Annotated in this window: 20 protein-coding genes and 2 pseudogenes; 8 read left to right on the forward strand and 14 right to left on the reverse strand. The window is 65.0% G+C overall.

The features are described 5' to 3' along the window. Positions 1 to 67: 67 nt before the first annotated feature. Complete coding sequence (gene cls, locus ACCQ16_RS00075; RefSeq protein ID WP_011345777.1) at positions 68 to 1,528, reverse strand: cardiolipin synthase; 1,461 nt, start codon at positions 1,526 to 1,528, stop codon at positions 68 to 70. Between the two features lie 408 nt (positions 1,529 to 1,936). Here cls and ACCQ16_RS00080 point away from each other — a divergent pair, with 408 nt between their 5' ends. Both ACCQ16_RS00080 and ACCQ16_RS00085 read left to right on the forward strand, forming a co-directional pair. Next, a complete protein-coding gene (locus ACCQ16_RS00080) occupies positions 1,937 to 2,662 on the forward strand; it encodes a helix-turn-helix transcriptional regulator (protein WP_218499423.1) in 726 nt (241 codons plus the stop codon). Between the two features lie 49 nt (positions 2,663 to 2,711). Then, positions 2,712 to 3,077: pseudogene (locus tag ACCQ16_RS00085) on the forward strand (DUF1330 domain-containing protein). Between the two features lie 117 nt (positions 3,078 to 3,194). Here ACCQ16_RS00085 and ACCQ16_RS00090 read toward each other — a convergent pair. The 3 genes from ACCQ16_RS00090 to ACCQ16_RS00100 all read right to left on the reverse strand — a co-directional run bounded on the left by ACCQ16_RS00090 (position 3,195) and on the right by ACCQ16_RS00100 (position 6,833). Then, complete coding sequence (locus ACCQ16_RS00090; RefSeq protein WP_277573406.1) at positions 3,195 to 4,322, reverse strand: PA0069 family radical SAM protein; 1,128 nt, start codon at positions 4,320 to 4,322, stop codon at positions 3,195 to 3,197. Positions 4,323 to 4,517: 195 nt separating this feature from the next. Beyond that, entirely contained in the window at positions 4,518 to 5,219 is a 702-nt protein-coding gene (locus ACCQ16_RS00095; protein ID WP_029818096.1) for a 2OG-Fe(II) oxygenase, read from the reverse strand. A gap of 273 nt (positions 5,220 to 5,492) precedes the next feature. Continuing rightward, positions 5,493 to 6,833: an outer membrane protein transport protein gene (locus ACCQ16_RS00100; RefSeq protein WP_011345782.1), complete on the reverse strand. Its 1,341-nt coding sequence runs from the start codon at positions 6,831 to 6,833 to the stop codon at positions 5,493 to 5,495. A gap of 218 nt (positions 6,834 to 7,051) precedes the next feature. Here ACCQ16_RS00100 and ACCQ16_RS00105 point away from each other — a divergent pair, with 218 nt between their 5' ends. From ACCQ16_RS00105 to ACCQ16_RS00115, 3 genes are all read left to right on the forward strand, one after another. Beyond that, positions 7,052 to 7,744: a rhomboid family intramembrane serine protease gene (locus ACCQ16_RS00105; RefSeq protein ID WP_003482177.1), complete on the forward strand. Its 693-nt coding sequence runs from the start codon at positions 7,052 to 7,054 to the stop codon at positions 7,742 to 7,744. A gap of 108 nt (positions 7,745 to 7,852) precedes the next feature. Further along, the gene (locus ACCQ16_RS00110; RefSeq protein WP_008572943.1) at positions 7,853 to 8,173 is read left to right on the forward strand and encodes a DUF1820 family protein; all 321 of its coding nucleotides are present in this window, start codon (positions 7,853 to 7,855) and stop codon (positions 8,171 to 8,173) included. Then, positions 8,173 to 9,165 carry a D-2-hydroxyacid dehydrogenase family protein gene (locus ACCQ16_RS00115; RefSeq protein ID WP_011345784.1) on the forward strand — a complete coding sequence of 331 codons (993 nt, stop codon included), beginning with the start codon at positions 8,173 to 8,175 and terminating at the stop codon, positions 9,163 to 9,165. Before ACCQ16_RS00110 ends, ACCQ16_RS00115 begins: the two co-directional genes overlap by 1 nt. Positions 9,166 to 9,331: 166 nt before the next feature. On the opposite strand, the gene ACCQ16_RS00120 is transcribed toward ACCQ16_RS00115, so the two are convergent. Both ACCQ16_RS00120 and ACCQ16_RS00125 read right to left on the reverse strand, forming a co-directional pair. Then, positions 9,332 to 10,861 carry a S41 family peptidase gene (locus tag ACCQ16_RS00120; RefSeq protein WP_008572939.1) on the reverse strand — a complete coding sequence of 510 codons (1,530 nt, stop codon included), beginning with the start codon at positions 10,859 to 10,861 and terminating at the stop codon, positions 9,332 to 9,334. Positions 10,862 to 10,965: 104 nt separating this feature from the next. Beyond that, positions 10,966 to 12,279: a murein hydrolase activator EnvC family protein gene (locus ACCQ16_RS00125; RefSeq protein ID WP_277573404.1), complete on the reverse strand. Its 1,314-nt coding sequence runs from the start codon at positions 12,277 to 12,279 to the stop codon at positions 10,966 to 10,968. 97 nt (positions 12,280 to 12,376) lie between these two features. On the opposite strand from ACCQ16_RS00125, the gene ACCQ16_RS00130 reads away from it, so the two are divergent. Together ACCQ16_RS00130 and ACCQ16_RS00135 are read left to right on the forward strand one after the other, a co-directional pair. Further along, the gene (locus tag ACCQ16_RS00130; protein ID WP_008572935.1) at positions 12,377 to 13,033 is read left to right on the forward strand and encodes a DUF4097 family beta strand repeat-containing protein; all 657 of its coding nucleotides are present in this window, start codon (positions 12,377 to 12,379) and stop codon (positions 13,031 to 13,033) included. Between the two features lie 161 nt (positions 13,034 to 13,194). Next, entirely contained in the window at positions 13,195 to 14,991 is a 1,797-nt protein-coding gene (locus ACCQ16_RS00135; RefSeq protein ID WP_029818099.1) for a M28 family metallopeptidase, read from the forward strand. 314 nt (positions 14,992 to 15,305) lie between these two features. Here the strand turns inward: ACCQ16_RS00135 and ACCQ16_RS00140 are convergent, their stop codons facing one another. The 5 genes and pseudogenes from ACCQ16_RS00140 to ACCQ16_RS00160 form a co-directional block, all read right to left on the reverse strand. Next, positions 15,306 to 15,749 carry a PepSY domain-containing protein gene (locus tag ACCQ16_RS00140; RefSeq protein WP_011345787.1) on the reverse strand — a complete coding sequence of 148 codons (444 nt, stop codon included), beginning with the start codon at positions 15,747 to 15,749 and terminating at the stop codon, positions 15,306 to 15,308. A gap of 296 nt (positions 15,750 to 16,045) precedes the next feature. Further along, positions 16,046 to 17,179: a glycoside hydrolase family 5 protein gene (locus tag ACCQ16_RS00145; RefSeq protein WP_008572930.1), complete on the reverse strand. Its 1,134-nt coding sequence runs from the start codon at positions 17,177 to 17,179 to the stop codon at positions 16,046 to 16,048. A 628-nt stretch (positions 17,180 to 17,807) separates the two neighbouring features. Further along, positions 17,808 to 18,860: a glycoside hydrolase family 5 protein gene (locus ACCQ16_RS00150; RefSeq protein WP_014088879.1), complete on the reverse strand. Its 1,053-nt coding sequence runs from the start codon at positions 18,858 to 18,860 to the stop codon at positions 17,808 to 17,810. A gap of 132 nt (positions 18,861 to 18,992) precedes the next feature. Further along, positions 18,993 to 19,394 (reverse strand): annotated as a pseudogene (locus ACCQ16_RS00155) (hypothetical protein); the annotation flags it as partial. 233 nt (positions 19,395 to 19,627) lie between these two features. Continuing rightward, complete coding sequence (locus tag ACCQ16_RS00160; protein WP_033837217.1) at positions 19,628 to 20,701, reverse strand: glycoside hydrolase family 5 protein; 1,074 nt, start codon at positions 20,699 to 20,701, stop codon at positions 19,628 to 19,630. 310 nt (positions 20,702 to 21,011) lie between these two features. Between ACCQ16_RS00160 and ACCQ16_RS00165 the strand changes: the two genes are divergently transcribed. After that, a complete protein-coding gene (locus ACCQ16_RS00165; RefSeq protein ID WP_008572924.1) occupies positions 21,012 to 22,070 on the forward strand; it encodes an NAD(P)-dependent alcohol dehydrogenase in 1,059 nt (352 codons plus the stop codon). 105 nt (positions 22,071 to 22,175) lie between these two features. Here ACCQ16_RS00165 and ACCQ16_RS00170 read toward each other — a convergent pair whose 3' ends face one another. The 3 genes from ACCQ16_RS00170 to ACCQ16_RS00180 form a co-directional block, all read right to left on the reverse strand. Further along, a complete protein-coding gene (locus ACCQ16_RS00170; RefSeq protein ID WP_029818103.1) occupies positions 22,176 to 22,748 on the reverse strand; it encodes a hypothetical protein in 573 nt (190 codons plus the stop codon). Between the two features lie 78 nt (positions 22,749 to 22,826). After that, complete coding sequence (locus ACCQ16_RS00175; protein ID WP_277573403.1) at positions 22,827 to 23,075, reverse strand: hypothetical protein; 249 nt, start codon at positions 23,073 to 23,075, stop codon at positions 22,827 to 22,829. A gap of 119 nt (positions 23,076 to 23,194) precedes the next feature. Then, positions 23,195 to 24,676 carry a glutamate synthase small subunit GltD family protein gene (locus ACCQ16_RS00180; protein ID WP_014088881.1) on the reverse strand — a complete coding sequence of 494 codons (1,482 nt, stop codon included), beginning with the start codon at positions 24,674 to 24,676 and terminating at the stop codon, positions 23,195 to 23,197. Positions 24,677 to 24,864: the final 188 nt, after the last annotated feature.

Genomic DNA, 24,864 nt, shown 5'->3' on the forward strand with positions numbered 1-24,864 from the left:
CCCCCGTTGAGTGGCGGCAGTGTAGCGCCGCGCCCGGCGCGGTTCCACGTGGGCGCCTCACCGTTGGTCAGAGCAGCGGCGACAACAGCCGGGCGAAGGCCTCCGGCAGGCGCGAGCGCCATAACGGCCGATGCCGCGCGAATTGCACCTCCTGCGCCTGCTGCAGATCGGTGCCGATCAGCCCGGCCATCTCTGCCGCCACCGCCTGGTCGCGGAACAGCATCGACAACTCGAAATTCAGCCGGAAGCTGCGGCTGTCGAAATTGGCGCTGCCGACGATGCAGACATCGTCGTCGGCCAGCAGCGCCTTGGTGTGCAGCATGCGCGGGCCGTACTCGTAGATGCGGACACCGGCTTCCAGCAACTCGTCGAAATACGAGCGTGCCGCGTAGGTGACCAGGCGCGAATCGCTGACCCGCGGCACCAGCAGGCGCACGTCCAGCCCGCCGAGCGCGGCCGAGGTCAGCGCCATGCGCGCTGCTTCGCCGGGCACGAAGTACGGAGTGACCAGCCACACGCGGTGCTTGGCTTCATGGATGGCGGCGACCATCAGGCGGTGGATCGCTTCCCACGACGAATCCGGCCCGGACACCAGCACCTGCGCATCCACCGTGCCTTGCGCGCGGGTGGGCACATCGTCCGGCCACAGCTGCTGGCCGTGGAAGGCCGCGCGGCCCTGGCCGGTGGCATAGAGCCAGTCCTCCAGGAACACCAGCTGCAGACTGCGCACCACATGGCCTTGCAGGCGCACGTGCAGATCGCGATACGCCTGCTTGCGCACCTGTTCGTTCTCGTCGTCGGTGACGTTGATGCCGCCGGTGAAACCCACGCGGCCATCGATGACGATCACCTTTCGGTGGGTGCGCAGGTTCAACCACGGCCGCTTGAATGGCTTGAGCAATTGCGAGGGATGGAACCAGGCGGTTTCCACCCCGGCCTCGCGCAGCGTGCGCAGTGCGCGTCGGGTCATTGCCGATGAGCCGATCGCATCCATCAGCAGCCGCACCTTGACTCCGGCACGGGCACGTTCCATCAGCGCAGCGCAGATCGCGGTACCGCTGTGGTCGGGCTGGAAGATGTAGTACTCCAGATGGATATGGTCGCGTGCGCCCCGGATCGCTTCGATGATGGCGGCATACGTGGCAGCGCCATCCACCAGCCAGTGCACTTCGGTGGCGCTGCTGGGCGCCAGCCCGGTGGTGGACTGGGCGATCTTGGCCAGCTCGGTACAGTCGGCATCCGGCGGGCAGACGCTGCTGTAGCTCTCCATGCCCGAGCGCGAGCGCCCGCGCCGCAGCCGCTGCCGTTTGACCTTTTGCGGGCCCAGCCAGTAGTAGATCAGCAGCCCCAGGTACGGCAGCGCCGCCAGCGACAACACCCAGCTCAGCGTGGCCACCGGTTCGCGCTTCTGCAGCACGATCCAGCCGGCGATCCACAGCAGATACAGCACATAGGCGGCCAGGAGGAGCGCTTCGAGGTGGGGAATGGTGGCCAGCCACTCCCACGCGCCCTGTGCAAGTGCGAGCATGCGCGGATTCTACGGGGCGCATGCGGTGTTGCGATGATCACTGCCCGCGTGAGCGAAGTGGCGATGGCGGCGGCGTTACGCAAACGCTGCCGATACCGGCCTGCACGCGCCGGTGCCCTCGAGCCGGCAAGACCTGCCCGCTCTGCAGGCGTCGGTCGCGTGCCCGGGCGCTTCCAGCCCTGGATGGCATTCGCCAGAGCGCGCTGCAGCGCTGGCGGCCAACCTGCCGGGGAAGCGCGCCGTGTGGGCGCCGATACCACGTTGCGCGCCGTGCCCCAGGCGGCAAGCCTGGGCCGCAGCGCACGCGGTGTCTCCACGCGCCATCGGACGCTTCGCACTCACCTCAAAGTACATGACACGCTCTAGGATGAGCGCCGGAATGCAAGGCTGTCGCGCGAAGGCTGATGGATGTCCAGGACAACCCGCCTGTTTGAACTGCTTGGCCTGCTGCGCGCGCACAGACGGCCGGTGTCGGCAGCTGCGCTGGCGTCCGAGTTGGGGGTATCGCAGCGAAGCGTCTACCGGGATATCGACACCTTGCGCGCGCTCGGTGCGCCGTTGGAGGGCCAAGCCGGCGTTGGCTATTACCTGAAGCCGGGATTCTTCCTGCCATCGCTGGCGTTTTCGCAGGAGGAACTGGATGCGGTCATGCTGGGCCTGGATTGGGTCAAACAACGCGCCGATCCTGCCTTGGCCAGATGTGGTGAAAGCGCCCTGGCGAAGATCTTGTCTGCCAGAAGGCACGGCGATGGCGTCGGCACAGACATGGCGCCAGCGGCGATTCTGACCGCCGCTTCCACATCCGAGTCGGTCGATCATCCGCAGACCGCCGTGTTGCGCGAGGCCATTCGGCGGCAATGCAAATTGGCGATCGGCTATGTCGATGCGCACGACACGCCCTCCGAGCGCATCGTCTGGCCGATCGCCCTGGTGTATTTCGACGACGTACGCGTCCTGGCGGCCTGGTGCGAGCGCCGCTGCGCGTTCCGGCATTTTCGTGTCGATCGGTTGCAGGTGCAGGCACTGCTGCAAACGCGTTACCCGCACTCGCGCCAGGCGTTGGTGAAGCAATGGCGACAGCAGGACCGCGACTGGCGTTCGCTACTGACAGTTTCTGACACGCCGCAACGCTAGCGTGTGTTGGCCGCTTCCACTGCGAGGAAGCCAGACCAAGGAGACTGACATGGTTGCGTTTTTACCCGATGCGCTCGGTGCGTTCCTGGATGACGAGGACACCTCGGCAATCGTCATGTTGAACCTGATTCGCTTCTAGGCCGATGGTGGCCGCGAGCGCTATCACCAGTACCTGCGGTTGGCCACGCCCATCCTGGCCCGGTTCGGCGCGCACATCGTCTTCAGTGGCGATGGCCTGCCGGTGCTGACCGCGGGCCAGGCACAGCCGTGGGATGCGGTCACGCTGGTGCAGTATCCGGGTCGATCCGCCTTCAAGCAGATGATTGCCGATGCGGAGTATCAGCACGCCTTCGAAGTGGGACGTTCGGCAATTGCCGAGATCGTGCTGCAACCCTTCCACGGCATCAGGTTGTAGCCTTCTGCTGGACGCGTTGCAGCGCGTTTGCCGGCGCTGGCGCATTGGTCCTGCTGCCGAACGCGTTGCCTGCGCGTCGGGGCCAAGGCCACTGCAGGCAGCGCGGACCCGGCAGGATCAAAACAAGTCCAGCTGCGGCGTGTCCGGTCTGGGTGGACGGAACTGCGTGGTATCGAGCCTGGGCAGCCGCCCGAATCCAAGGCGCCGATACGCGATGGAAAACCGCTGCGCGATCAGTTCTGCAAACGGGCCTTCGCCGACCATGCGCTTGCCGAAGCGGCTGTCGTAGTCCTTGCCGCCGCGCATCTGCTGGATCAGGCTCATGACATGCTTGGCACGATCGGGATAGTGCAGCTCGAGCCACTCGCGCCATAACTGGGTGAGCTCGTGCGGCAGGCGCAGCAACACGTAGCCGGCCGAACGTGCGCCGTGGGCTGCGGCTGCGTCCAGGATGCGCTCCAGTTCCTTGTCGTTGATCATCGGGATGACCGGAGCGACCAGCACGCCCACCGGTACGCCGGCAGCGTGCAGCGCCTGCATCGCGCGCAGTCGCGCGTGCGGCGCGGCGGCGCGCGGCTCCATCTTGGCCGCGAGGCGATTGTCGAGCGTGGTGACCGAGAAATACACCGACACCAGGTTGTGCTGCGCCATCTCGGCCAGCACATCGATGTCGCGTTCGATCAACGCTGCCTTGGTCACGAAACTGACCGGGTGACGGGCCTGCGCAAGCACTTCCAGGCATTGCCGGGAAATGTGCAGGCGCCGCTCGGTGGGCTGGTAGGCGTCGGTATTGATCCCCAACGCGATCGGCGAGCACTGGTAGGACGGGCGTGCGATCTCTGCGCGCAGCAGCGCTGCCGCATTCGGCTTGGCGAAGATCCGCGTTTCGAAATCCAGCCCTGGCGACAGATCCAGATACGCGTGCGAGGGCCTGGCAAAGCAGTACACGCAGCCGTGCTCACATCCCCGGTACGGGTTCACCGACTGCGAGAAGCCGATGTCGGGCGAGTTGTTGCGGCTGATGATGCTGCGCGCGATTTCCTCGGCCACCACGGTCTTGGGACGCATGGCGGCCTCGCCGTCGGCATCGAGCGCGCCCCAGCCATCGTCTATCTCGACGGCGGTGGTGACCGCGAAGCGGCCGGGCACGTAGGCGGTGATGCCGCGCCCCTTGATGACCGTACGCGAGCTGCGGACATCGCGCTCAGCTGCCGCGCTCGTGCCGGGGAAAGAGTTCTTCTGCATGCCGTTAGTATTCTTACTAACGAAGCCTGGTGCAAGCGACGTGTACCGGTCCGAGGAGCGAGCACAACTGCTACGACGCAGTGCAGGGCGCAGGCGCAGCTGGGGGAATGGAGAATCGGGAAACGGGAATCGGCAAAGCAACAGCAACAGCAACAGCAAAAAGCGCCGCCGTTGCGATTCCCGATTCCCGATTCCCTATTCCCCGCCGTAAAGCGCCTGCGCCGACTGAAACAGAATCCAGCTGGTGGCAATGAACTTGTCGCCGCCGACCGGGCGGTTGCCGCGGTGGGTGTGGGTGAAGGCGGTGGGAGCGATCAGCAGGCTGCCGGTGCGTGGGCGCGCCTTGCGTTGCTGGAACAGGAATTCGGTTTCGCCCTGCTCGAATTCCTCGTTGAGATACAGCGTCCACAGCAGATGTCGATGCAGCGTGTCGGCATTGGCATCGCGCGGATACAGCTCGCAATGCCAGTACGGGTAGCCGCCCTGGTCGGCGGTATACCACTGCAGATTGATCGCACCCGGGCGCAGGCAGGTGCGTGCCAGATCGCCCAGCGCCTGGTCGCTCATCTGCACGATATCCTCGGCCACCAGGCGATGCGCTGTGCCATCGGCGGTGGTGACCTGCAGCATCAGCGGTGAAATCAACGCCTGCGGATACTGCCGCAGATACGTGAGCACGCCATCGAACACGGCCTGTTGCAGGCGGTTTTCCACTTCCGCCCATTCGGCCATCCCACTGATGCGCAAGTCGCGGCTGTGTTTGAGGTCGGGAAAGACGCCGCCACCGATGCGGCCGGGATGCAGCTGCTGGCTCTGGCGCATGCGCTGCACGATGGCCACGCACTCTTCGCGCGCGATGGCGTTGTCGGTGATCTGGATGAAGTCGGGTTGGCTCATGCGCCTGACCATAGCAATCTGGCGCGCCGGCTGCAGCGTGCGACAGGCGGTGCGTGCCGGCGGGATCAACACGCGAGGTTGTCGGGATCACCCGTGCGTGGCCCGGTAGCGCCACCGCGAACGGTGGGCAAGCGCGGTGCCGAGGCGATGTGTCCTGCCTGCTTTGCTTGTTGCTTGTTGCCCGTTGCCCGTATCGTGGGTGGAGCATGCAAGGCGCCAAAGAAAAACCCCGCCGAAGCGGGGTTTTTCGTCACGCAACGCGTGCTGCGGCGATCAGAACTTGTAGTTGATCGAAGCGGCCAGCACGTCGCCCTTCACGTCGTAGCTGCCGGCCAGACGGTCGCCGGTGGCGCTGCGGGTGTCGCTGGTCGGGTCGCTGGTGAACAGGTGGGTGTAGCCGAAGTTGTACTCGGTCTGCGCCGACGGACGCCAGCTCATGCCCAGCGAAACCCACTTGCGGCTCGCGTCCGGCACGCGCACGTCGCGGTGTTCGGCCGTGGTCGGGGTCTGGTCGTACGCCAGGCCGCCGCGCAGGGTCACCGTGTCGCTCATGCGGTAGTCGGCACCGATCGAGGCGAAGGTGGTGTCGCGGTAGGAGAAGTCCAGCACGCTGTCGGGCTGGTTGGAGGCGAAGTCCACGGTCACCTGGTCGAACTTGCTCCAGGCGGTGCGGGTGACGTCGGCCATGATCGACCACTGCTCGTTCACGTTATGCGTGAAGCTGGCGGTGGCGCTGGCCGGCAGCTTGACGGTGGCGCGGCCCTTGGTGTCGACGAAGGTACCCGGCGCGGCTACGCCCAGCACGGCAGCAGCACTGCCCGGCACGGTGAAGTCGGCGGTGCCGTCGGTGATCTTGTGTTCCACCTGCGAGCGGTAGCTGAAGCCGATGTGGGTGTTCTCGTCGATGCTGAACAAGCCACCCAGGGTGAAGCCCACTTCGGTGCTGTCGCCCTTGATGCGCGAGTAGCCATCGGCGCTGCCCGGCGCGAAGCCCGGCACGCGGCGCGCAGCCAGCACGCTGCCGAAATCCACGGCGTTGGCCAGGTCGATATCCAGACGCTCGGCGAACACCGAGGCACCGAAGGACACGTACGGGTTCACGTCATAGGAGAACGCGACGTTGAAGTCGATCGCCTGCAGCTCGGTCTTGGTGCCGTGGTAGCGGCCGACCCAGTCGCGGTCGTATTCGGTCTTGAAGCCGAACGGCACGGTCAGCGAGGTGCCCAGGTGCATGTTGTCGTTCTCGCCGAACGGCACGTGGAAGTACATCGCCGGGACCGGCGCGATCATGCCGGCGTCGCCGCCGTTGCCGCCGGAGACCGGAGCGCCGTTGGCGTAGGCCGCGGTGTCGGGCTGGAACTTGGCCGAGAAGCTGATGGCGCTGACGTCGGCCTGGAACAGGCGACCGTCCAGCTGGCGCATGCCTGCCGGGTTGTTGGCGATGATGGAGGCATCATCCGGGGCGCTGCCCGAACCTGCGAATGCGCGGCCAAGGCCCTTGGCGCTGTTTTCCTTCAGCTGGAACGCGGCGCCGTGCGCCTGACCAACGGCCAGCACGCCAGCGATACCGACGGCCAACAGGGTGGCGCGGCTGAGAGTGGAAGCGGTAGACATAAGTTGTAGCTCTCCGGATAAGGACTGCAATGGTCGGTTCAGCGCCCGCGTCCAGCACCAATCCAGTGCCCGGAGCGCGCCGGAGACCCCCCCCCGACATACGACGCCGTACGCAGTATACCCATGACGATTAACCGAACAATAACGAGGCGCGCGCTGAACGTGCCGTCAGGTTAGGGCTGGGTTCAGCAGCGTGGACCGGCTATTGTCGCCGTCCGATGTTCGTCTCTCTTCCTTCCCGCAAGAAACCCACCCCGCGCTGGGCAGTGCCGTTGCTGTTCGCCACGGTGTGGCTGGCGTATCTGTGGTCGATCAGCCGGCCGGGCGAGGCGCGCAATACGTTGTGGCTGGACTGGGGCGCGCTCTCCAGCGGGGTCTCCAATCTGGGCGACTGGTGGGCCACCTTGCGCGACGGCAGCGTGCTGCGCCTGTTCACGGCGCTGTTCCTGCACGCGGACTGGTCGCATCTGCTCGGCAACCTGGTGTTCCTGCTGATCTTCGGGCTGCCGGCCGAACGCATCCTGGGCCCGTGGCGGTTGTTGCTGCTGTTTCTGGTCGGCGGCGCGGCCTCCAACCTGGCGGCGATCTTTGCCATCGGCACGCCGGACCGGGTGATCATCGGCGCCTCGGGTGCGGTGTCGGCGTTGATCGGCACGTACCTGGCGCTGTTTCCGGGCGCCAAGCTGGGCGTGGTGCTGCCGCTGGGCGTGTTTCTGGAATTCATTCGTGTGCCGGCGCCGCTATTGATCGGCGCCTGGGCACTGCTGCAGGTGGTGTTCGCCTATATCGGCCCGGCGTTCGGCATGGTGGCGTGGTCGGCACACATCGCCGGCTTCGTGTTCGGCATCGTGTACGGCCTGTACGTGCGCGCGGCGATCGCGCGGCGGCTGCGCAAGCGCCACGGTTTCTGAGCCGCGCAGCATCCGGGCTGTAGCGGCAGGCCGCAACCCATGCGTGGCCGAGGTACCGCCACGATGCTGCGCACGTCGCTGTCCAGGCGCGCGCCTATAATCGTGTGCATGTCCAAGTCTCTGTACAAAGTCACCTTCCTCAATCACGGCAAGGTGTATGAGCTCTACGCGCGTGAGGTCACCGGCAGCCATCTGTGGGGCTTCAACCAGATCGGCGAGCTAGTGTTCGACGTGCACGACGGGCTGGTGGTGGACCCCACCGAAGAACGCCTGCGCGAGGAATTCGGCAATACCAAGACCTTGCACCTGCCGATGCAGAGCATCGTGCGGATCGAAGAAGTGGAGAAAAAAGGCCAGTCGGTGATTCGCGATGCCACCACCGGCGACAAGGTGGTCACCCCGTTCCCCTCGCCGATCAAGCCACGCTGATGCGCATTGTGGTGCCCGACGACTACCAGGGCGCCGTCGCTCAGCTGCCCTGCCTGCAGCAGATGCAGGGCCACCCGGTGCAGGTGCTGGGCGCGTTGGGCGCGGAGCTCGACGCGCGTGCCGCATCTCTGGCCGACGCCGACGCATTGGTATTGATCCGCGAACGCACGCGCGTGGATGCGGCGCTGCTGCAACGGCTGCCGCGGTTGAAACTGATCAGCCAGACCGGGCGCGTTGGCGCGCATGTGGATGTGGCGGCGTGCACCGCATCGGGTGTGGCGGTGGCCGAAGGCGTCGGCTCGCCGGTGGCGCCGGCCGAGCTGACCTGGGCGCTGATCCTGTCGGCCAGCCGTCGGCTGACCGACTACCAGCATGCATTGCAGCAGGGACGCTGGCAGGCGCTTGGCGATCCCGGCCTGGGCCGCGTGCTGCATGGGCGCACGCTGGGGATCTGGAGTTATGGGCGGATTGGCCAACGCGTGGCCAGCTTCGGGCGCGCGTTCGGCATGCAGGTGCTGGTGTGGGGCGGGCCGGCATCCTGTGCGCAGGCAGCGCGCGATGGGTTCGCGGTTGCGGGCAGCCGCGAGGAACTGTTCGAACGCAGCGACGTACTGTCGCTGCATCGGCGCCTGACTGCGCAGACACGTCATGACATCACCGCACAGGATCTGGCGCGCATGCGCGCCGACGCGTTGCTGGTCAACACCAGCCGTGCCGAGTTGATCGCCCCTGGCGCCCTGCTCGCTGCGTTGGACGCGGGCCGGCCGGCGCAGGCCGCGCTGGATGTGTTCGAGCACGAGCCGGTGCTGGACCCGCGCGATCCGCTGCTGCGGCATGCGCGCGTGCTGGCGACACCGCATCTGGGGTACGTGGAGCGCGACAGCTACGCGCTGTATTTCGCCGCGGCGTTCGACAATGTGCTGGCGTTCGCGGCGGGCACACCGCGCAACCTGGTCAATCCTGAGGTGTTGGCCACAACCCAGCGGGTGTGATTCCGCGCTGGGTGAGCGCGGCCCGGAAGCAGCCGACCAGCCGCGCGCGCTGCTGCCAGGTGAGCGGCGATTGATGTTGGGTGCCGCATGCACCACTCCCACACCAATCCTCTGCGAGACGACCAAACCCGCCTGACGACGGGCCACGACGTTGCATGGGCCGCTCTCAGTTGGCCGGTTCGGTGGACGCTGGCGTGTCCTTTGGCGGCGCCGGCTGCACCGGTTCGGCTGGCGCTGCGGGTGCAGTGGCCGGCTTGGCCTTGCCTGCCGGTTCGGCCGATGTGGGCTTGTCCGTAGTCGCCGGGCGCGCTGCGGCGGGCTTGGGCTCGGCACCGGTCTTGGCTGGCTTGGCCTTCTGCGCGGCCTGCGCCTTGGCTTTGCGTGCAGCCTGCGCCTTGGCGACGGAGCCGGGTTGCTTGAGTTCGGCCAGGGCTTCGGCGATCGGGCCGTCGCCCGGCAGCACGTCGCCGGCGCTGTAGCCCTCTTCGCCTTCGTCGTCGCCGCGCAGGTGGCCCGGCAAGGTGGCTTCGCTGTAGTCGGTCAGGCTGGCCGGCACATCGGCATCGCCGGGCTGCGGTTCGGGGGTGAGCAGTACGTCCGGCACGATGCCGCTGGCCTGGATCGACTTGCCGCTGGGGGTGTAATAGCGCGCGGTGGTGAGCTTGACCGAGTCGCCGTTATCCAGCGGCAGCACGGTCTGCACCGAGCCCTTGCCGAAGGTGCGACTGCCGATGATGCGTGCGCGCTTGTTATCGCGCAGCGCGCCGGCCAGCACTTCCGACGCACTGGCCGAACCGGCATCCACCAGCACCACGACCGGTGCGCCGCTCAGCAGATCGCCCGGAGTGGCGTCGAACTTGGCATCGCTGATCGAGATGCGCCCGCGCGTGCTGACGATATTGCCCTTGTCCAGCAGATCGTCGGCCACCTGCACCGCCGAGGTCAGCAGACCGCCGGGGTTGCTGCGCAGGTCCAGCACCAGCCCGCGCAACTTGCCGCCGGCCTGCAGCTGCTTGAGGTTCTTCTGGAAATCGGCACCGGTGTCGGCCTGGAAGGTGCTGATGCGGATGTAGCCGTAGCCCGGCTCCAGCAGCTTGCTGCGCACGCTGGCCACGCGGATGGTTTCGCGCTGAAGGGTCACATCGAACGGCTTGGGCGTCTTGTCGCGCATGATGGTCAACACGACCTTGCTGCCGGATTCGCCGCGCAGCGGCTCCATCGCCTTGCTGGCATCGATCGGCTTGCCGTCGATGGCCACGATCACATCGCCGGCGCGGATGCCGGCGCGCGCGGCCGGGGTGTCGTCGATCGGCGCGATCACCTTGAGGGTGTTGTCCTGCTGCTGTAGCAATTCCACGCCGATGCCGTCGTAGGCGCCGGTGGCCTGTTCGTCGAAGGCTTCGGCATCTTCCTTGTCGAAATAGGTGCTGTGCGGGTCCAGGTCCGAGAGCAGGCCGCGCACGGCGGAGTGCATCAGCTTCTTGTCTTCGACAGGGTCGACGTAGGCCTGCTTGACCGCGTTGTAGACCGCCACGAAACGGCGGATCTCATCCAGCGGCACCTTGGAAACAGCGGCTTCATTGGCTTCCGGGTCGTCCGCGCTGGCCTGGGCGGCGGCGGGGCCGGCCTTCTGCGCCCAACCAGGCGACGCGAACAGGGCCAGCGACAGGGCAACGGACAGGACGGCTACGCGCATGAAGCACTCCGACAAAGAGATAAGGCGCCCCGCAGCGCGGAGCTGACCGGATTATGCGCGAAGCAGCGGTAAATCCGCGTTGAATCGCGGGCGGTGCGCGGCGCTCAGCGGCGTTGCAGCCAGCTCGATGGATCCACCGGCTGCCCGTTGCGTCGCAATTCGAAGTACAGCGCCGGCACGCCCTGCCCGCCCGAACTGCCGACCTTGGCGACCGCGTCGCCACGTTTGATCGATGCGCCGGCATCGCGCAGCAAGGTGTCGTTATGCGCATACAGGCTCATGTAGCCGTTGCCGTGGTCCACGATCAGGATCATGCCGTAGCCGGTCATCCAGTCGGAAAACACCACCGTGCCATCGGCCACTGCGGTCACGGTGGTGCCCTTAGGCGCGCCGATCAGCACGCCCTTGCTGGTGTGGCCATCGGGCAAGGTGGCGTTGAAGCGCGCCAGCAGATTGCCCGCCACTGGCCAGCTGAGCCCACCGACCTTGGGGGCCGGTGCGTTGGCGACCACCTTGGGCGGGGTCTTGCCGGGGCGATCGGAACGCTCGGTTTTGCTGCGTTTGGCCTGCGCGGCGGCTTCGGCGGCAGCGCGTTTTGCGGCAGCGCGCCGTTCGGCTTCGGCCTTGGCGGCCGCCGCGCGCAGATTGGCGAGCAGTTGTTCCAGCGCCTTGGCGTCCTGGCCGATTGCCTTTTCGCGCTCGGCGCGCTGCTTGTAACGATCGTCCAGCTGCGCGACGGTGGCCGCCTGTTGCGAGCGGTCCTTCTGCAGCGAGGCCGCCTGCGCCTTCTGCTGCGCGCGTGCGGCATCCAGTGCCTGGCGCCGGGTGGCGATGTCCTGTTCCACTTTCGCAAGGGCATCCAGTTGCGTGGTCAGGGCGTGGATGCGTTGCGCACGTGCGTTTTGCACATAGCGGTGATCGGCCAGCATGCGCGTGGCATCGCCCACCGTGTCCTGCGACAGCAGCACCTTCAACGGTGCATTGCGGCCCACCTGATCGGCAGCGCGCAACAATGCTGCCAGCTGCGTGCGCTGGCTCTGCAGGCCGCGCTGCAACTGCGCGCGTTCCTGCTGCAGGGTGGACAGATGCTGTTCCTGCGCGCGCATCGCCGCTTCGGTTTCGCTCAAGGCGCGTGCGGTCTTGGCCACTTTCTCGTCGGCCTGGCGTAGCTGTTGCGCAGCAGTGCCGCGTTTGCCTTCCAGTTCGCGCCGATCGGCGCTGATGGTCTTGAGCTCATCGCGCAGCTGCTGCAGTTTGCGCTCGGTCTCGCGCTGGCTCTGCGCGCTTGCGCCCACGCTGCCCAGCAACGTGCAGGCCAGCAACGTGCAGGCCAGCACACCCGCCGCCAGCCACATCCGCCCACGGCCGGTGGCGGGAGCGAGCGGCAGGTGCGGCAGCGGTGCGGACGAAGGGGGCAACGAAAGATCCAGTGACTTCAGGCAGGTGCGCGATTGTAGCCAAGCATGATGTGATCGCCGCCACGCCCCAGACTACCGCCGCCGCGCGAGGTTCAGCATGAAGCCCCAAATTCTCCTCCTGGCACTGTCCCTGGTCTGCACGAGCGCCTGGGCCGAGGAGGACGTCAGCAAGGTCAACGGCAAGATCAGCGCAGATGCCGGCAAGACCTACGGCGCCCTGGAAACGGTCAACGGCTCCATCGAGATCGGTGCCGGTGCGCAAACCAAGAACGTGGAAACCGTCAATGGCGGCATCCGCATCGGCGACAACGCGCGAACCGGTGGCGTGGAAACGGTCAACGGCTCGATCACGCTGGGCCAGAAAGTCACCGTGTCCGGCGGGCTGGAGACGGTCAACGGCAGCATCCTGGCCGAGCGTGGCAGCCAGATCAGCGGCGGCGTGGAAACGGTCAATGGCAGCATCGGGCTGGTGGGAACCGAGCTCGGCAAGGGCATCGAGACGGTCAACGGCGACATCACTGTCGGGGTGGGGTCGCATGTGCGCGGCGGCATCGAAGTGAGCAAGCCGAGCTTCGGTTTTTCGTTCCAGCCCTCGCGCAAGCCGCGCGTGGTGATCGGCCCGGATGCGGTGGTCGATGGGCCGTTGCACTTCGAGCGCGAGGTCAACCTGTACGTGCACCGCAGCGCCAAGATCGGCGCGGTGAGCGGCGCCACCGCGCGCAGCTTCGACAGCGACGTCGCACCGAAGGACTGACCAACGCAGCGCGCACCTGCCGGTGCGTGCGCCGGATCCAGGGCGCCCGCTCCAGGCGCCCTGCCCGGCCCGCCATGCAACCGCCGTACACGCAGCCGCGCGCTCACCCCGCCGTCCGACGCACGCTCTAAGATCGGGACTCCGCCGCACGAGGAGTTCCGATGCCCCGCAAGATCCTGTTGTGCCTGGCCGCGACGCTGGCCCTGGCCGGCTGCAAACGCGAACCCGCCGCTGCGCCCGGTGCGCCTGCCGCGCAGACGCCGACCGAGAGCGCGCCCACCGCGCCGGTCAGCCGCCACACCTTCTCCCCGGAAATGACCACCGGCGACTTCGCCGAACTGGTCAAGACACTGGCGTCGGACGACTTCGAAGGCCGCGGCCCGGGGACGCCGGGCGAAGAAAAGACCGTGACCTACATCCGCGACCAGATGCAGCGCATCGGGCTGCAGCCGGGCAATGGCGACAGCTGGTTCCAGGAAGTGCCGATGGTGGAAACCACCGCCGATGCATCCACCGCGCCCAGCCTGCGCAGCGGCGAGCAGACCCGCACCCTCGCCTTCGGCACCGACATCGTGGTCGGCACGCGCTCCGGCCAGGCCGAGGTCAAGCTGGACAACAGCGAGCTGGTGTTCGTCGGATACGGCGTGGACGCACCCGAGCAGCAGTGGAACGACTATGCCGGCCAGGAGTGGAAGGGCAAGACGGTGGTGATGTTCGTCAACGACCCGGGCTTCCACACCGACGATGCCAAGTTGTTCGATGGCAAGCGCATGACCTACTACGGGCGCTGGACTTACAAGTTCGAAGAAGCCGCACGCAAGGGCGCGGCTGCGGCGTTGATCGTGCACGACACGCCCGGCGCCAGCTACGGCTGGGACGTGGTGAAAAATTCCTGGTCCGGCCCGCAATACGACTTGCCGGCCAAGGACGACCCCGACCCGCGTCTGCCGGTGCAGGGCTGGATCAGCGCCGAAACCGCCAAGCAATTGTTCGCCAACGCCGGATTGGACCTGGCGCAGGCCTACAAGGACGCCAGCAAGCGCGGCTTCAAGCCGGTGCCGTTGAAGGCCAGCTGGTCGGTCGATCTCAAGAGCACCATCGCGGCCAAGACCTCGCGTAATGTGGTCGGCGTGCTGCCGGGCACCAGCCACGCCGACGAGGCGGTGCTGTACATGGCGCACTGGGACCACCTGGGCAAGCATCCGGGCGAACGCGGCGACAACATCTACAACGGCGCGGTGGACAACGCCACCGGCGTGGCCGGCATCCTGGAAATCGCCGATGCATTCGCGCACCAGGATCCCAAGCCGGCGCGCTCGGTGGTGTTCCTGGCGGTCACGCTGGAAGAATCGGGCCTGCTCGGTTCCAAGTATTACGTGGCCAACCCGAGCTTCCCGCTGGACAAGATCGCGGCGGTGATCAATCTGGATGCGATGTCGGTGGCCGGGCGCGCACGCGATGTCACCGTGGTGGGCATGGGCAGCTCGGAGCTGGAGGACATCCTCAAGCCGATCGCCGCCATGCAGGGGCGCACCCTGCACGCAGAAGCCACCCCGCAAAGCGGCTCGTACTTCCGCTCGGATCACTTCAACTTCGCCAAGGCCGGCGTGCCGGCGTTGTATGCCGATGGCGGCGAAGACCTGCGCGAGGGCGGCACTGCCGCCGGACGTGCCGCGGCCGAGGACTACGGACGCCATCGTTATCACGCCCCGGGCGACGAATACGACGCCGCCACCTGGAAGCTCGATGGCACCATCGAAGACCTGCAGGTGGTCTATGGCGTGGGCAAGGAGGTCGCTGCCGGCGAACGTTGGCCCAACTGGTACCCCGGCAACCCGTTCAAGGCCGCGCGCGATCGCATGATGGCCGGCAAGCCTGGCGCGAGCGCGGCGAGCGCGCAGCCGGCCGACGCTGACAGCGCGGCCACGCAGACGCACAAGGCCCAATCTCCACGCTGAGGCCGCCGCGCCGTCATTGCCGCACGGTGTGGCACGACTGCATCAGCGGCCTGCCTTGCGCGACCATCGCTGGAAACCAATCTGTTACGCAAAAGGCCTCCCACCGGAGGCCTTTTGCATTGTTGCCTCATATGAGGCCTCTGGCGATCAGCCACGCCACATCGTGCAGCTGCGATCTTGCGCGATCAGGGGCCTGCTGCACTGACCTTACATCTCAGCCCATGGATGGGACGCATGGCCATGCGGCAATCGCGCATGCTCTGCGACGCTCGATCTACCCTACCCGCCTGGCAGGCGAACGAGACGTGCGCCACTCAATCGTTCTCCACGCTCACCACGTGACCGTCTTCCGGATCCACGTGCAGTTCGACTTTCTGCCCGTTGCGCTTGGCATCGGCCTTCCACAGGCCATCCTTGAACTTGAGGTCGTGCACATCGGCATAGCCGCCGGTGGAGAGCGACGCGCGCACGTCGGCTTCGCTGAGCTTGGAGGTGGTCTGGTCGCCATAGACGCGGCCGGTCACCGGATCGATGTGCACGTCCACGTCCTTGCCGTCGCCGCTACGCGCGTCTGCCGTCCAGACGCCATGCTCGAACTTGACGTCGTGCACCTTGGTGTAGCCCTTTGCGGTGAGCATGCTGGTGACCTCACCGGAGGTGAGCGCCTTGGCCGGCTTATCGGCCGCCTGTGCCAACGCACCCTGCGACAGCAAGGCAAGGGCGCCGATCAGTGCGGTCTTCATCAATCGCTGTGTCATGGGAATGCTCCTGCAGTGAAGTGCGCTCATGCTGGAGGGCGGCCTATCGCCGTCAGGTGAAAACGGGCAAGCGGCCGCAACGAAAGTTCAGTTAGCTGAAACGCCGAGGTGCTTGCTCACCTGCGATGCACGCGATGTTTACATCGACGCGGATGTTGCGGCTGAGCACGCGTCGACGTGTTTTATCCACGATGGCAATCGCAGCGACGTGCGTGTGCTTCTCACCTTGCCGACACCGTGTGCCCGCGCGCGCTGCGTGCGCTGGAAAAGCCGCCTTGCGGCGGCTTTGCTTGGCATCAGCGTGTCGTGCGTGCAGCGGATGTGCTTGTTGCCGAGGTCGATGCAGCGGAGCTGCGCGCTGCGGCAGTCGCAACCGGCGCACGCGTGGCGAGTGCGGCCTGTGGCGACAGGATCGCCATCTGCGGCTTGTCGGTGCCGTCCTTGTTGGGGTGCACGTTGTACGCGTAGCTGAGGTTCCACCACGAACCGGCCGCCCACCAGGTCCAGCCCAGCCACACGTCTGCATTGGTTTCCATGTGTGCCAACATGCCTTGCAGCGCCTGGTTGCACACCGCATTGTTGGCGGTGCCGAATTCGCCCAGAAAGCCGCGCTTGCGGTTGGTGCGCAGCCACTGCGTGAAGTTGCGCAGGCGCTCGGCGCCGATGGTGCTGCTGACACAGGTGCTGCTGGTGCCGCTGGAATCGGCATCCAGATACTGGTGCACTTCGAAGGCGTAGCGATTGAGCGGGTCGTAGATGGCGGTCAGCGCGGTGGCGTTGGAATAGCCATCGCTCGTGGGGGAATACCAACTGTGCGCGCCGGTCCACAATGCGCCGGGCACCAGAATCAGGTTATTGGCACCGGTCCTGCGGATGGCATCGATGGCGGCCTGCGCTGCGCCGGCCCATTCGCTGGCCGAAATATTGTTGGGCTCATTCATCAGCCCGAACATCACCGCGTTGTCGCTGTTGAACGCCAGCGCCAGACGACGCCAGAGATCGGTAAACGTGGCCACCGGTACTTCCGGGCCGCCGATCTTGTAGCCGTAATACTTGGCGTAGTTGTGGATATCGATGAGCAGATACATACCGGCTGCCTTGGCGCGTGCCACCGCCTGCTGCAGCAACGCGAGCTGTGCCGGGTCCAGTTCGCCGTTCGCGCTGGGCTGCAGCCGCTCCCACAGGATGGGCAGGCGGATGGTATTCATGCCGACACCGGCGAAATAGGTGTAATCGTTGGTCGCGGGGTACATATAGTCCTTGTTGAGGACTCCGGGCTTCTTGGACGATGCGTACTCGGCACCTGACAGATTGACGCCGGCATAGGTGAGCGCGCGCGTCTGCGCGTGGGCCAGCGACAGGCTCCCGAACACGATGAAAAGCAGCGTAGAGCGCAGTAGCGCGCGCAACGAAAAGCAGACAGCAGACATGACACAACTCCTCAGACGGGGGCGATGCGGGTAAGTGCATGCGCGTTACGTGCGATGCACTGCATCGGTCTAAGTCAATGCATCAGCCGTGCCCAATTGCTGCCGGTGGCCAGTTCAGCGCCAATATGCGAACTGCATCGCAGTCACACTCTGCAAAGTGCGTTGTCGAGATTGATAGGCCGCACAAAAGCGCGAGATATGGGCCGGTATTTGCGCAAGTGCGGCGTGGGTTCGTCCGTGCTGTCGACTTTGCGTCGTATAGAAGCGCCTGCCGTCAGTGGCATGACGTCATGTCCATGACGCCATGCCACATTGAAGTGCCACCGAGGTTGCAGGCATAGGCTGCCTCGATCTTTCCGCGAAAAGACCAGGAAAAGTGGCCAATCGCGGCAATGCTCAGCCCGGTAGAAAGCGCGCTCGCTACCGGATGGAAGAGCGACGTGTGATGACGATTGCCTGCGGCGCCCGCACGTGCCTGCACTGGCGCTGTCGTTGCGAACAGCAGCGAAAGCACCTGCGCGCGGGCGTCAGGCGGGCGCCGCAGGCGTTTGCGTGGACACATCTACGGTGTGGTTTGCGTGCCATCCGCGCCCAGCTGACGACTATTTGCTAGGCGCGTTGGTCGCGCTTAATCGGTAATCCGGCGCGCACGTGGGCCCAATATCGACATCTGCGGCTTGTCGCGCCCCTGCGCATCCGGTTGCACGTTGAACGGATACGCCCTGCTCCACCACGCGCCTGCCGCCCACCAGGACCAGCCCATCCACACATCGCTGTTGGATTCCATGTAGCCCAGCATGCCGTTGAGCGCGAGATTGCAGGTGGCCGTGTTGCCGGTACCGAATTCGGCAAGAAACCCGCGTTTTTTGTTCAGGCGCAGCCATTCGGTGAAGCTACGCAGGCGCTCGACCCCGATCGTGGCACTGACGCACCCGCCGCTGGTGCCGCTGGAATCGGCATCCAGATATTGATGCGCTTCGATGGCATACCGATTGAGCGGGTCGCGAATGGATGCCATCGCCACTGCATTGGATTGCCCGGCCACTGTGGAGTACCAGCTATGCGCGCCTGTCCATAACGCACCCGGCACCAGAATCAGATTGTTTGCACCGGTTTTACGAATGGTGTCGATCGACGCCTGCGCGGCTCTTGCCCACGCTTGCGGATCGATGTCGTAAGGCTCGTTCATCAGCCCGAAGATCACGGCGTTGTCGCTCTTGAAGGCGATCGCCAGCCGTCGCCATAGATCGTTGAAGGTGCTGATCGGCACTTTCGTGCTGCCGATGGTGTGGCCGTAATACTTGGCGTAGTTGTGCACATCCACGATCACGTACATGTTGGCCGCCTTGGCGTTGGCGACCGCCTGCCGGATCAACGCCAGCTGCGCCGGATCCAGCTCGCCGCCCGCTTTTGGCTGCAGCCGTTCCCACAGGATCGGCAGGCGAACCGTGTTCATGTGCTTGCCGGCGAAGTAGGCGTATTCGTCGGCCGCCGGATAGTGATAATCGATGTTGAGCACGCCGGGTTTTTGCGAGGATTTGATCTCGGCGCCGGATAGATTGATGCCTGCATACTTCAGGCCGGAAGTGCTTTGCGCCTGCGCGAGCGGCATGAGGGCAAGCAATAGCAAAGACAGCGCGCGGCAACGCGGCCGGCGCGTACGCGTGGTGAGGGATTTCATGGGGGAACTCCTGAGACTTCTGCGTGCGAAAGACCTGTGCAAGGACGGCGCGCTGATGCGGGTATGAGCTCGTTCGATGTAAGACAGCAACGCGTCCATCACCAGACTAGGCGTATACGCCCGCACAAACCACGGTTGAGAGGGATCAATCGGCCAAGCTGTGCAGTGACCCGCAGTTCTTGTGTTAGAGCGCGCACGCATGGCGCGAACGTACCGCACCGTTTGCACACGCTTCGAACAGTGGCGCGCATCGCCTGCGCGATGGCGTGCTGTACATCGCGGGCGAATGCAGCTGCATTCGTGCAATGCCTTTGCGCTGCAGCGCCTATCTGTCCATCACGATGGGTTGCCTGATTGGCGATGCTGTCGCCGGGCAATGCCAGCCACAGCGGCAGACAGTGCGCAGGTTTAGTGCGGACGTCGACGCGATAGCGCGGATTGGATGAGATCGCTCGCGCGTCGTCCATGCATCGTGGCGCGCAGGCGTCGCATCAGGGCGTCGCCGAGACGGCAGCCTCGCACTGCAAGTTGCACCAGCGCATGGACGATATGGCCAGCGCTCGATACCGGGCTGTTGCATGCGATCGAACAGCGCACATCGGCAACACGCAGCGCGTGAGCTGGCGCGCGATTGCCTCTGCCTTCTGCTGCCCGCAGCGAGCCAGCGGCGGTCTGCCCTTCTCCGAAGCAGGCGGCCCCACGCGCTGCGGCAATGACAAAAAAGTGGCCGCAACACTGGTTGCGACCACCTCTGGCTGCGCCGCTGCTTACTTGCCGGCGCGGCGTGCGTACTTGCTCAGGATCGCCATCTGCGGCTTGTCGCTGCCGTCCTTGCCCGGTTGCACGTTGAAGGGATAGTCCGGCTTCCACCAGGCGCCCGCCGCCCACCAGGTCCAGCCCAGCCACACGTCGCTGTTCTTTTCCATGTAGGTCAGCATGCCTTCCAGCGCCTTGTCGCAGACCGGATTGTTGGCCGTGGCGAATTCGCCCAGAAAACCCTTCTGCTTGTTCTCGCGCAACCACGAAGTGAAGCCCTGCAGCTTTTCTTGGCCTACCGAGTCGCTGGTGCACACCGGCTTGGTGCCGCTGTAGTCCTTGTCCAGGTACTGATGCGCTTCGAAGGCCAGGTTGTTGCCCGGGTCCTTGAGGATTTCCAGCGCCTTTGCGTTGGAGACGCCGTAGCTGGTGCTGCGCCAGCTGTGTGCGCCGGTGTAGGCGGTGCCCGGCACCAGGATCAGGTTCTTCGCGCCGGTCTTGCGGATCGCGTTGATCGCCCCCTGCGCGGCATTGGCCCAGTCGGGTGCGGAAATGCCATTGGGCTCGTTCATCAGCCCGAAGATCACCGCCTTGTCGTCCTTGAACTCCAGCGCCAGCCGGCGCCACAGATCGGCCAACGCGCCGGCCGGCACATCGCTGGTGCCGATGCGCTTGCCGTTGTACGTGGCGTAGTTGTGCAGATCCAGGATCAGGTATTGCTTGTTGGCCTTGGCTGCTTCAAGCGACTTCTTGATCAAGCCCAATTGGGCCTGGTCCAGCTGACCATTGAGCTCGGGCTGCACGCGTTCCCACAGAAACGGCAGGCGGATCGTATTCATGCCTTTGCCGGCGAAATAGCTGAAATCCGAGGCGGCAGGGTAGGTGTAATCCTTGAACAAGGTGCCGGGCTTCTTGCGCGAGTTGAACTCGGCGCCGGACAGATTGACTCCGACATACTTCAGGCCGGCGGTGTCCTTCTTCGGGCCGGGCGGCTCCTTGGCCTGGACCAGTGGGGTGGCGGCGAGCAAGGTCAACGCGAGCGCGGCGATGCGCAAGCGGGGAAAGTGCGGGGGAGTGCGGAACATGGGAGTCTCCTTCGGCATCGACGTGGGCGGCCGCGGGGGAGGGCACGGCCAGCGCAGATGGTGCAGCGCGATCTGCTGCTGCGTGAGTCTGGGAGCTCGCACGTTAGTGCGCCATTCACGCGCATGGCGCGGATTTGACCGCGTGCGAACACGCGCAAGGCGCATCATGCCGCTGCGCTCGCGTTCGCAAGAGACCAGGTAAGACGCACTGTCGCAGGAGTGCGACATCCGCGCGTTTTAAGCTACCGACCCTTTCTTCCCGTTGTTGGCGCGCCTTGCCGACGACGCAACACCCCCCCGGAGTTTTCCCATGAGCACAGCCCACGCCTACGCTGCCCAGGCCGCCGATCAACCACTTGCCCCGTTCGTGTTCGAACGCCGCGCGCCCGGCCCCAACGACGTGCAGATCGACATCGCCTACTGCGGCGTGTGTCACTCGGACCTGCATACCGCACGCAACGAATGGCACAACACGCTGTACCCCTCGGTGCCCGGCCACGAGATCGTCGGCCGCGTGACCGCCGTCGGCAATGCGGTCACCGGCTTCAAGGTCGGCGACCTGGCCGGTGTCGGCTGCATGGTCGACAGCTGCCGCAGCTGCGCCTCCTGCCAGGAAGGCGAAGAACAGTATTGCGAACAGGGGTTCACCGGCACCTACAACGGGCCGATGTTCGGCGGCGGCGAGAACACCTACGGCGGCTATTCCGACCATATCGTGGTCGACCAGAAATACGTGCTGCGCATCACCCACAGCGACAACCTGGCCGCGGTGGCACCGTTGCTGTGCGCCGGCATCACCACCTATTCGCCGCTGGCACACTGGAAGGTGGGTCCGGGCCAGAAGGTGGGCGTGGTCGGCCTGGGCGGCCTGGGCCACATGGCGGTGAAGATCGCCAAGGCGATGGGCGCCACCGTGGTGCTGTTCACCACCTCCGAGAGCAAGCGCGCCGATGCGATGCGCCTGGGCGCCAGCGAAGTGGTGATTTCCAAGGACGAAGCGCAGATGGCTGCGCAGTACAACACCCTGGACTTCATCCTCAACACCGTGGCCGCGCCGCACAACCTGGACCCGTTCCTCAACGCGCTCAAGCGCGATGGCGCCATGGTGCTGGTGGGCGTGCCCGAGCAGTCGCACCCGTCGCCGGCGGTGTTCAACCTGGTGATGAAGCGCCGCACCCTGGCCGGCTCGCTGATCGGCGGCATCCGCCAGACCCAGGAAATGCTGGATTTCTGCGCCAAGCACAACATCGTCTCGGACATCGAAACCATCCGCGCCGACCAGATCAACGAGGCCTACGAGCGCATGCTCAAGAGCGACGTGAAGTACCGCTTCGTGATCGATATGGCGACGTTGGATAAGGCGGCCTGAGTCGCGATGCGTCAGGATGTGATGCCACCGCTTGCGTCCGTCGGACGCAGGCGGTGGCATATGAACATAGCGCCACTTTAAGGATGGGCTACACGTTAAATCTACTCATACGGCCTGCTGCAGCGATGCCATGTATTGCCCTAGCGTGAGCCCACTTTTTTCTACTTCGGCAGTGAGATAGACAATCTTTGCACCAAGTTTTGAAGCCGTTTTTAAGGGCCCCTTATTTTTATCAGTGGTCAGCACGAAGGCTCCAAATGAGCGGGCAGCCAGAGAGGCATCAGCTTGATTGGCACTCAGCCTGCTCTTACGTGGTTTTTTGCCAACCAACTGGGATTTGATCTCAGGTGACGCATAAAATGCGCGATCTGTAGCGGACTGAAACGTTCCCTGGCCAAACCCCCCATAAACCTGGACCTTTGAAGGTATGCCATCAATTCTATGGGTTTTAAAGCCGAATACCGAAGTTGTCTTTATGGACGACCTCTCGATACTAGATTTGATGTAAGCCTTGAGCGGTTGCTTTTTTTCGCCGTCTGGGATTGCCTCAAGTTCGATTTCCACCTCTCGAGTTAGGTATAGCGCATACGTGTCAGGGGGGAGCTCACGTAGGAGATCTATCGCTTTCTCATAAAGATAGTTCCACGCGCAGCTGTCGATATAAACAGCAATGGTCATGTCAAGAGCCTTTACGGGAGCAGGCGCGCCTGCAGCATTCAAGCTGTGCAATCTATTGAGTAGCGTTACTGGATCGGCCTATGAAGTTCGAGTTGTCAGCACGCCAAGTACACATTTTCCTCGAACAAGTGCATAACCCCAGTCAAATGGCTTGCCACTGGCCGGCCAAAGCTGTTCATAAGCCACGAAATAATCACCAGAGCGGTACTGCTTCTTGAGCCACAACCAATCTTTGTTGCCATAAGCAAACGGCACTTGCGGTGCCTTTGTATTTTTAGCGGCGTACGTGAGACCAATCTGCTCCATCTGCACGATGGAAAGAGGCAAGTGATCAAACCGCAGATTGTCCGATTCTTGGCATGTGGCGGCCGGCGCTGCAGTAGCGCTACTGGCTGTCAAGATCAGTAAACAGGTAACGAGTGACCTGAGCATGGGGCCAGCGTCCCTCACGCCGCAGCCGGCTCCTTGACCTGCGCGTTCACCCCCAGCAGCTGCACGATGCTTCCCGCCGCATCGCGGCCTTCGGCCACTGCGGTGACCACCAGGTCCGCACCGCGCACGCAGTCGCCGCCGGCGAACAGGCGCGGGTTGCTGGTCTGGTAGGGCAGGCGGCCGTTGCCGTCGGCCGGGGCGACGATGCGGCCGTTGCTGCCGGCTTCCACGCCCTGCGAGGACAACCAGTCGGGCAGGGTGGGCGAGAAGCCGAAGGCGATGATTACCACGTCCGCTTCCAGCAGCGATTCGCTGCCTTCCACCGGCACCGCATTGCGGCGGCCGCTGGCATCGGGCTCACCTAATCTGGTTTCCACCACGGTCACGCCGATGGCTTCGTCGTCGGCGCCGGATTCGATCGACAGCGGCTGGCGGTTGAACAAAAAGCGCACGCCTTCTTCGCGCGCGTTGGCCACCTCGCGCGCCGAGCCGGGCATGCTGGCTTCGTCGCGGCGGTAGGCGCAGGTGACCTTGGCCGCGCCCAGGCGAATGGCGCTGCGCACGCAGTCCATGCCGGTATCGCCGCCGCCCAGCACCACCACGCGCTTGCCGCTGAGGTCGGGCAGGGCGAGCTGGTCTTCCCAGCCGGCGATCGGCCGGCCGTGCGGGTCGTTGCCGCTGACGATGCGGCTGTTCTGCACCAGGAACGGCAGCGCCGGCAGCACGTTCTTCAGGTCTTGCCCGGGCAGGCCGCCGTCGGTGTAGCGATAGGCGCCGGTCCCTAAGAACACCGCATCGTATTCGCCCAGCAACTGCTCGATGCTGACGTCCTTACCGATCTCCACGCCCAGGCGGAACTGCACGCCCATGCCTTCGAGGATCTCGCGGCGCTTGCCGATCACCGACTTGTCCAGCTTGAAGCTGGGGATGCCGAACTGCAGCAGCCCGCCGATCTGCTCATAGCGGTCGTAGACCACCGCCTCGATGCCGGCACGCGCCAGCCGGTCCGCACACGCCAGCCCAGCCGGGCCGGCGCCGATCACCGCCACGCGGTGGCCGGTCGGCTGCACGTTGCCCAGGTCCGGGCGCCAGCCCATCTTGAAGGCGGTGTCGACGATGTACTTCTCCACCGCGCCGATGGTGACTGCGCCGAATTCCTCCAGCGTGCAGCTGCCTTCGCACAGGCGGTCCTGCGGACACACCCGCCCGCACACTTCCGGCAGCGGGTTGGTGGAATGGCATAGCGCGGCGGCTTCCTCGATGCGGTTTTCCTGCACCAGCTGCAGCCACTGCGGGATGGCGTTGTGTACCGGGCATTTCCAGCTGCAATACGGGTTACCGCAGTCCAGGCAACGGCCGGCCTGGTATTGCGCATCGGCCTTGTCGAACTTGCCGTACAACTCGCCCCAGTCGCCGGAGGTGCGCAGTTCCACCGGAATGCGCGTGGGCATGGTCCGGGGCAGGTCGAGGAATTGGAAGGCTTGCTTGCGGCTCATAGGGGCTGGGATTCGGGAGTTGGGATTGGGGATTCGCAACAGCGGGCGACATGGGTCTGACGCAGTGCGAATCTCGAACAGCAATCGACGCGTGAGAGCAGGGAGTGGAGATTCGGACATCGGGATTTGCCAAGGCGACGACAGGTCGCATGGCTTGAGCGAATCCCCAATCCCGAATCCCCAATCCC

This window comes from Xanthomonas sp. NCPPB 1062, assembly GCF_041481705.2.
GTDB lineage: Bacteria > Pseudomonadota > Gammaproteobacteria > Xanthomonadales > Xanthomonadaceae > Xanthomonas > Xanthomonas euvesicatoria.